Raw genomic sequence first — 7,910 nt, 5'->3', positions numbered from 1 at the left:
GCCGGGGCGGCGGCGGGCCGGGCGGCGGTCCTCGCGGCGGCGGCGGGCGCCGCGGCGGCGGAGACCACGGCTCCGGCGGCGGTGAGCGCGCCCGTTCCGAGCAATCTGCGGCGGCTGACTCGGGTCAAGGGGAATCCCTCCAGGGACGTCCAGTGCGGGGGGACGGGGCGGGATGGAACGATCACTCGCGCGGCAACCTAGGCCCCTCCGATCCGGAAGTCGAGTGATTCTCATGTTCTGTGACCGCGTCGAGACGGGCCGCGCGACCGGGGACCGCGTGCTCTAGAGTCCTGACCATGGGGGAGGCGCACATGGACGGGACGCACGAGGACAGGCGCGCGGAGCGCCGCCGCCGGCTGGCCGCGCTCGTCGCCGAGGCGGACGCCGACGCGATCCTCGTGACCAGGCTCGTCAACGTCCGCTACCTCACCGGACTCGACAGCTCCAACGCCGCACTGCTCGTCCCGGCCGACGGGCCCGCGGTGCTCGCCACCGACGGCCGCTACGCCGGGACGGCCGCCGAGGTCTGCCCCGAACTGGAGACCCTCGTCGAGCGGCGGACCGCCGAGGCGCTCACCACCCGCGCGGCCGCCTCCGGCCACCGCGCCCTCGGCTTCGAACCGCACGACCTCACCGTCGAGCGGCACGCCGGGCTCGCCGAGGCCGCCGACATCCCGCTGCGGCCGCTCGGCCGCCTCGTCGAGGACCTGCGCCGGATCAAGGACGAGGACGAGATCGGCCTGCTGCGCGAGGCGTGCGCCATCACCGACCGCGCCTTCGAGGCCGTCCTCCCCGAGATCCGCGCCGGCGTCACCGAGCGGGCCGTCGCGATCGCCCTCGAACGCGCCATGGTCGACTTCGGCGCCGAGGGCCCCGCGTTCGACTCCATCGTCGCGTCCGGGCCGAACGGGGCCGTCCCGCACCACCACCCCGGCGGCCGCGAGCTGCAGCGCGGCGACCTCGTCACCCTCGACTTCGGCGCGCGCTACGGCGGCTACCACGCCGACATGACCCGCACCGTCGCGGTCGGCGACCCCGCCGGCTGGCAGCGCGACCTGTACGACCTGGTCCTGCGCGCGCAGCTCGCCTCGATCGCCGCCGCCCGCCCCGGCGCCGAGACCAAGGACGTCGACGCCGCCGCCCGCGGCCTCATCGCGGACGCCGGCCACGGCGAGGCGTTCACCCACGGGCTCGGGCACGGCGTCGGCCTGGAGATCCACGAGGCACCGCTCATGGGGTACGACAGGACCGGTAAGCTGATGGATCGGGTTCCGATCACCGCGGAGCCGGGGGTGTACCTGGCGGGCCGGGGCGGAGTCCGCATCGAGGACACCTTGGTCGTCCGCCCGGGCGGCCCGGAGCTCCTCACCACAACGACGAAGGACCTGCTCGTACTCTGACGTCCGATCAGCGAGCGGGCCCGCGACCGGGAGAACAACGCAGTGGCGACGACGAACGACCTCAAGAACGGCATGACGCTGAACCTCGACGGCCAGCTGTGGACCGTCCAGGAGTTCCAGCACGTCAAGCCCGGCAAGGGCGGCGCGTTCGTCCGCACCAAGCTCAAGAACGTGCTGTCGGGCAAGGTCGTCGACAAGACCTTCAACGCCGGCACCAAGGTCGACGTGGCGAGCGTGGACAAGCGCGAGATGCAGTACCTCTACCGCGAGGGCGAGGACTTCGTCTTCATGGACACCGAGACCTACGACCAGCCGCACATCCCCGCGGCCACCGTGGGCGCCGCCGCCGACTACCTGCTGCCCGAGCAGAACGCCGTGATCGCGTTCAACAACGAGAACCCGCTCTACGTCGAGCTGCCCGCCGCCGTGGTGCTGGAGATCACCGAGACCGAGCCGGGCCTGCAGGGCGACCGCTCCACCGGCGGCAGCAAGCCCGCCACGCTGGAGACCGGCGCGCAGATCCAGGTGCCGCTGTTCATCACCACCGGCGAGAAGGTCAAGGTCGACACCCGCTCCGGCGAGTACCTCGGCCGCGGCTGAGATGGCGGCACGGACCAAGGCCCGCAAGCTCGCCCTGGACATCCTGTTCGCGGCGGAGCTGCGCGAGGAGCTGCCGACCGCGGTGCTGGCGGCGCGGGGCCGTCCCAACCAGGACGAGCTCTCGGAGTACCCGCACGCGGTGCGGCTGATCGAGGGCGTGCAGGAGCACCGGGAGCGCATCGACGAGCTGATCGCCACCTACGCGACCGGCTGGACGCTGGAGCGGATGCCGGTCGTCGACCGCAACATCCTGCGGATGGGCGCCTACGAGCTGCTGTGGGTGGACGACGTCCCGGACGGCGTCGCGGTGAGCGAGGCGGTCGGCCTCGCGACCGAGCTGTCCACCGACGAGTCGCCCCGGTTCGTCAACGGCCTCCTCTCCCGCCTCCAGCAGCTCAAGCCCTCCCTCTCGCTGTAGCGGGCGAAAGGTCGCCTGGCGCCCGCCCGACCGCGGCGGGCGGCTAGGGTGGGCGGGGATGAACGACGTTAGCGGAGCGGCCGTGGCCGGCCGGCAACAGAAGCGGGTGCGCGGGAGCAGCCGCGTGCGCAGCGCGGTCCTGTGGGAGGCGCTGCGCACCGTCCTGGACCGCATCGCCCCCGAGGCCGGCCGGAGCGACGTCGTGGACGTGGGCGGCGGCACCGGCGGGTTCGCGGTGCCGCTCGCCGAGCTCGGCCACCGGGTCACGGTCGTGGACGCCAACCCGGACGCGCTGGCCGCGCTGGAGCGCCGCGCCGCCGAGTCCGGGGTGCGGGTCCGGGCCGTCCAGGGCGACGCGGTCGACCTGCCCGACCTGCTGGGCGCCGGCGCCGCCGACCTGGTGCTGTGCCACAGCGTGCTGGAGTACGTCGACGACCCGGGCGCGGCGATGGCCGCGCTGACCGCCGTCGTCCGCCCGGGCGGGTCGGTGAGCGTGCTGGTGGCCGGGCAGGTCGCCGCCGCGCTGCACCGCGCCGTGTCCGGCCACTTCGACGACGCGCGCCGGGTGCTGACGGACGTGTCCGGGCGGTGGGGCGAGGGCGACCGGATGCCCCGCCGGTTCACCCGGGAGACGCTGTCGGCGCTGGTCCGCGGCGCGGGCCTGCGGGTCGCCGAGCTGCACGGCGTGCGGATCTTCGCCGACCTGGTGCCGAGCGGGATGCTGGACGGCGACACCGACTCCGCGGAGGCGCTGATCGCGCTGGAGTCCGTCGCGGCGGTGCACCCCGTGCTGCGCGACCTGGCCGCGCAGCTGCACCTGGTGGCCGACAAGCCGGCCGAGTAGACCCCCATGAGCCGCAAGCAGCAGCTGCACCGGCCCGGGCCGCAGCCGGGGCCGCCCGCCGACGACACCGGCTGCTCGATCCTGCACGTGGACATGGACGCGTTCTTCGTCAGCGTCGAGCTGCTGGAGCGGCCGGAGCTGCGGGGCCGTCCGGTGGTGGTGGGCGGCGCGGGGCCGCGCGGCGTGGTGTCCGCGGCGTCGTACGAGGCCCGGAGGTTCGGCGTGCACTCGGCGATGCCGATGTCGCGGGCGCGGCGGCTGTGCCCGCAGGCGGTGGTGCTGCCGGTCAGCCACGGCAAGTACGGGCGGGTGTCGGCGGCGGTCTTCGAGATCTTCCGCTCGATCACCCCGCTGGTGGAGGGCCTCTCGCTGGACGAGGCGTTCCTGGACGTGGCGGGCGCGGGCCGGCGGCTCGGGCGCCCGGCGGAGATCGCCCGGATGATCCGCGAGCAGGTCCGGGCGCAGCAGGGCATCACCTGCTCGGTCGGCGTCGCGAGCACCAAGTTCGTCGCCAAGCTCGCCTCGACCCGCTGCAAGCCGGACGGCCTGCTCGTCGTCCCCGCCGACGGCGTCGAGGACTTCCTGCACCCGCTGCCCGTCGCGGCCCTGTGGGGCGTCGGGGAGCGCACGGAGCAGACGCTGACCCGGCTCGGTCTCCGCACGGTCGGGCAGCTCGCCCGGGTCCCCGTGACGACGCTCCAGCGCGAGCTGGGCAACGCCATGGGCGCGCACCTGCACGAGCTGGCGTGGGGCCGCGACCCGCGCGAGGTCGTCCCGCACACGCCCGACAAGAGCATCGGCGCGGAGGAGACGTTCGACACCGACGTCGACGACCCGGAGGTGATCCGCCGGGAGCTGCTGCGGCTGGCCGAGAAGGTCGGCGCGCGGCTGCGCGCGTCGGGGAACGCGGGACGCACGGTGAGCGTCAAACTCCGGATGGCGAACTTCAAGACGATCACCCGGGCGCGGACGCTGCGCGAGCCCACCGACCTCGCCCGTGTGATCTATGTCACAGCCTGCGAGCTCTATGAGGGGGCCGGGCTGGAACGGGTACGACTCCGTCTGGTGGGGGTGCGGGTGGAGAACCTGTGCCCCGCCGGCGAGGCCCCCCGTCAGCTCGCCTTCGACGAGCCGGAACGCGGCTGGCGCGAGGCCGAACGCGCGATGGACCAGGTGGCGAACCGGTTCGGCCATGGTGCCGTCCGGCCCGCCGCCCTGGTCGAGCGCGCGCACGACGGTGACGCACGCGACGGCAGGGACGGGAGACGATGAGAGAAGGCGGTGAGCTGACCGGTATGGGGCCCTGGACCCGCCGTTCGCTTTCGTACGCCGGTGAGTGCTCGTATTCTGGGCATATCACCGTTGACGTTCCCGTCCCGCATCGGATACCCCGCCGCGGGGCTGTCGTTGGGAGGCGCCGTGCCGCTGTCTGAGCACGAACAGCGCATGCTCGAGCAGATCGAGCAGGCGCTGTACGCCGAGGATCCGAAGTTCGCGCACGCCGTCCGGTCGACCAACCCTCAGGTGCACTACAAGCGCCGCATCATCAAGGCCGCGCTCGGGTTCGTCGTCGGTGTCTGCGCGCTGATGGCCGGGCTCGTCATCAACGCCGGGACCGCGACCATCGCGGTCAGCGTGGCGGGCTTCCTGCTCATGGTGGTCTGCTGCGTCTGGGCCCTCACGAGCTGGAAGCGGATGGCGGGCATCGGGAACGAGCCGGCGCGGCGCGGCCGCCAGGCCCGCCCCGCGAAGGCCGGCTTCATGGAGCGGATGGAGGAACGCTGGCGCCGCCGCACCGAAGGCGAGTGAGCCGGCCGGACCACGTCCGCACCTGCCAACACGTCCGCCCGGCCGGATCCGCCTGACCGGCCGGGCCACGTCTGAGCGGCGCCGCGGGCCTGCGAGGCCCTAGCGGCGCCGCATGCGGTTCGGGAGCTCGTTGAGCCGGTCCGCCAGGTCGGCGACGCGGTTGCCGGTGCCGCGCACCGCGGCCCGCGCCTGCGCCATCGCCGACGGCGGGAAGACCCGGGCGCGCCAGCGGGCCCGGCGCCCCACGGACGCGGCGAACGCCGCGCGCACGGTCCGCACGTCGGCGCGCAGCCGCTCGGGCGGCTCGGCGGCGCGGGTCCGCGCATAGCGGGCCAGCTCCTCGGCGCGGGCGATCCGGCCGAGCGCCTCCGCCGGGACCTCGTCCAGTTCCAGCAGCTCGCCGAGCCGCCGCGCCGCCGCGCGCGGCGAGTCGCTCGGCCGCCACTCCAACCCGTGGTCGAGCGCGTCGGCGCGCATCTCCCACCACGCCGCGTGCGCGGCGTCGCCTCCGTCGGGGACGCCGCCGGACGCGCCGCCGCGGCCCTCCGGGCGGGGGTCCTCACCGTCTCCCCGCGGCCGCGGGGACAGCGCCGCCCATCGGCGCCGCCGGGTCAGCGCCCGCAGCGCCATCGGGACCGCGAGGAGCAGCAGCACGAGCACCCCGCCCGCGATCCACGGCGCGGCCGACATCCCGCCGTCCCCGGAGTCCTGCCGCGTGAGCCCGCCCTGCGCACCGGTGTCGTTGCGGTGCGGCGCGGCCGACGGCGAGGCGGACGACCGGTCCGGCCCCGAGGTCGCCGACGGGGACGGCAGCGCGTCGTCGCCCTGCCGCCCGCCGCCGCCCGCTGGCTGGCTGTAGGCCGGCGTCACCGCCGTGCCCTGCCCGGCCGGGCCCGCCGGCGTCGGCTCGAACCGCACCCAGCCCGACCCCTCGAAGTACAGTTCGGGCCACGCGTGCGCGTCCCGCGACCGCACCACCCACGTCCCCGGCTGCGTCTCCGTGCCGGACGTGTAGCCCATCGCGACGCGCGACGGGATGCCGAGGATCCGCGCCATCAGCGCCATCGACGCGGCGAACTGCTCGCAGTACCCCCGCTTGCTGCGCAGCAGGAAGTCGACGAGGTCGTTGCCGTGCTGCGGCGCCGGCGTCGACAGGTCGTAGGTGAACCCGCCCGTCAGGGTGAACCAGCGCTGCAGCTTCACCGCCTGCGCCCGCGCGGTCGCCGCGCCCGCCGTCACGTTCTGCGCGAGCGTCCTGACCTGCTGCGGGATGTTCTTCGGGACGGCGGTGTAGTGGGACACGACGTCCGCCGGGTACCCGACGGCGGCGGACAGGTCCGCCGCGTCCGGGTCGGCGCGCAGGCTCTTGACGGTGTAGGCGCGGCCGCCGGCCGCGTCGCTCAGCGAGTAGATCATCAGCGACTGCCGGTGCACCCGCCAGTCGCCCTTGATCGACACCCGGGTCGGCGCGTACGGCACCGGCAGGAAGGTCATGTCGCGGACCTCGGCGCTCACCTTCACCTGGGTCGTCACCTCGTGCACCGGGGCGATGCTCAGCCCGGGCGGCGGCGGCAGCGTCCGGCCCGACAGCCGGTCCGCGGCGCTGCTGCTCAGCCGGCTGTAGGTCCACCGGTCGCCGTCGAACCGGTCGAGGGCGTACAGGCGCAGGTAGTCGGGGCCGTCCGGGTCGTCGGTCCGGTAGGTGAGGACGACCGAGTCGTCCAGCCGGGTCAGCTCCCGCTTCAGGCTGACGAGCGGGTCCGGCGTCGTGACCGTCTGGGTGCCGCCCTGGCCGCGTCCGCCGCCGCCCATGCCGAACACGCCGCGCGGGTGGATGCCCGGGATCGCCATCGGCAGCAGCACCGCGATCGCCACCGAGCCGACCGCGATCCGCCGGCCGCTCGCCGCCCGCCGGCCGCCGTCGGCCCGGACGCGCTGGCCGCTCGGCGGCTCCGCCCCGGCCAGCGGGAGCTCCCCGCCGTGCCGGTGGACGGTGACCGCCCGGCCCCACCCGCCGACCTGCTCGCGGGCGTCCGCCATGAGCAGGCCGAGGAAGCCGAGCGCGCCGACGCCGAACGCCAGCCACCCGACGCCGTCCTGGCGGACCGCCGCGGGCACGCTGTACATCGCCAGCAGCGGCAGCCCGGCCGGCGCCGCCCGGCGCAGCCGCACCGCCAGCAGGTCGACCAGCACGGCGACGACGCCGATCCCGGCGGCGACCAGCAGCCCGATCCCCGACACCAGCGGCACCGGCGCCGCGTACCGGTTCGCGGCGTTCCAGCCGTCCCCGGCCAGGTCGGCCAGGTGCTCCAGCGAGCCCGGCGACGGGACGAACCCGAGCCACGCCTCGCCCGCCGCGTACGCCGCGGTCAGGTACAGCAGCAGCGCCGCCAGCCCGAACAGCGGGTCCAGCACCGCCGGCAGCCGCAGCCGGCGCGAGACGAGCCCGCCGCAGGCCGCCGCCAGCACCGCGGCGGCGCCCGTCCAGAACCACCTGCCGCTGGCGAACAGCGGGTAGAGCCCGATCGAGCAGGCCAGCGTCGCGACCGCGGCCACGACCGTCATCCGGATCCTCATGCCGCGCCTCCGGTGGCGTCCGCCGCCTCGTCCCTCGCGTCCCTGCCCGCGTCGGCGTCCGCGTCCGCGGGTGCCCCGCCGGGCTCGTCCCGCCCGGAGGCGCCGCGCGGGGCGGAGCGGCCGTGCCCGGCCCCCGCCCACGCCTCGGCCAGCTCCGCCGCGGACCGGACGACCATCACCCGCCACCCGCCCGCGCGCAGCAGCCCGGCGGCGGCCTCCGGCGCCAGCGGCGCGTCGTCCGCGTCCCCGGAGCGCGGCTCCG

7 protein-coding genes and 1 pseudogene are annotated in these 7,910 nt (G+C 75.4%); 6 read left to right on the top strand and 2 right to left on the bottom strand.

Annotated features, from left to right (window positions below; translation table 11 throughout):
• Window positions 1-296 precede the first annotated feature (296 nt).
• The 6 genes from amrb99_RS48815 (at window position 297) to amrb99_RS48790 (ending at window position 5,071) form a co-directional block, all read left to right on the top strand.
• Complete coding sequence (locus amrb99_RS48815; protein WP_241756669.1) at window positions 297-1,400, top strand: aminopeptidase P family protein; 1,104 nt, start codon at window positions 297-299, stop codon at window positions 1,398-1,400.
• Window positions 1,401-1,442: 42 nt separating this feature from the next.
• On the top strand, window positions 1,443-2,000 hold the full coding sequence (efp, locus tag amrb99_RS48810) for an elongation factor P (RefSeq protein ID WP_190868932.1): 558 nt from the start codon (window positions 1,443-1,445) through the stop codon (window positions 1,998-2,000).
• A gap of 1 nt (window position 2,001) precedes the next feature.
• A complete protein-coding gene (gene nusB / locus amrb99_RS48805; protein ID WP_190868931.1) occupies window positions 2,002-2,418 on the top strand; it encodes a transcription antitermination factor NusB in 417 nt (138 codons plus the stop codon).
• 124 nt (window positions 2,419-2,542) lie between these two features.
• Complete coding sequence (locus amrb99_RS48800) at window positions 2,543-3,262, top strand: methyltransferase domain-containing protein (protein ID WP_347257199.1); 720 nt, start codon at window positions 2,543-2,545, stop codon at window positions 3,260-3,262.
• A gap of 6 nt (window positions 3,263-3,268) precedes the next feature.
• On the top strand, window positions 3,269-4,534 hold the full coding sequence (locus tag amrb99_RS48795; protein ID WP_190868929.1) for a DNA polymerase IV: 1,266 nt from the start codon (window positions 3,269-3,271) through the stop codon (window positions 4,532-4,534).
• 147 nt (window positions 4,535-4,681) lie between these two features.
• On the top strand, window positions 4,682-5,071 hold the full coding sequence (locus amrb99_RS48790; protein WP_190868928.1) for a DUF3040 domain-containing protein: 390 nt from the start codon (window positions 4,682-4,684) through the stop codon (window positions 5,069-5,071).
• A gap of 99 nt (window positions 5,072-5,170) precedes the next feature.
• On the opposite strand, the gene amrb99_RS48785 is transcribed toward amrb99_RS48790, so the two are convergent.
• On the bottom strand, window positions 5,171-7,648 hold the full coding sequence (locus amrb99_RS48785) for a DUF3488 and transglutaminase-like domain-containing protein (RefSeq protein ID WP_241756668.1): 2,478 nt from the start codon (window positions 7,646-7,648) through the stop codon (window positions 5,171-5,173).
• Window positions 7,645-7,910, bottom strand: a pseudogene (locus amrb99_RS48780) (hypothetical protein); the annotation flags it as partial. The pseudogene amrb99_RS48780 and the gene amrb99_RS48785, both read right to left, overlap by 4 nt.

It is taken from the genome of Actinomadura sp. RB99 (genome assembly GCF_014706005.1).
Classification (GTDB): domain Bacteria; phylum Actinomycetota; class Actinomycetes; order Streptosporangiales; family Streptosporangiaceae; genus Spirillospora.
Note: the sequence above shows the minus strand (reverse complement) of the source record. Positions and strands in the feature narration are given on the sequence as shown.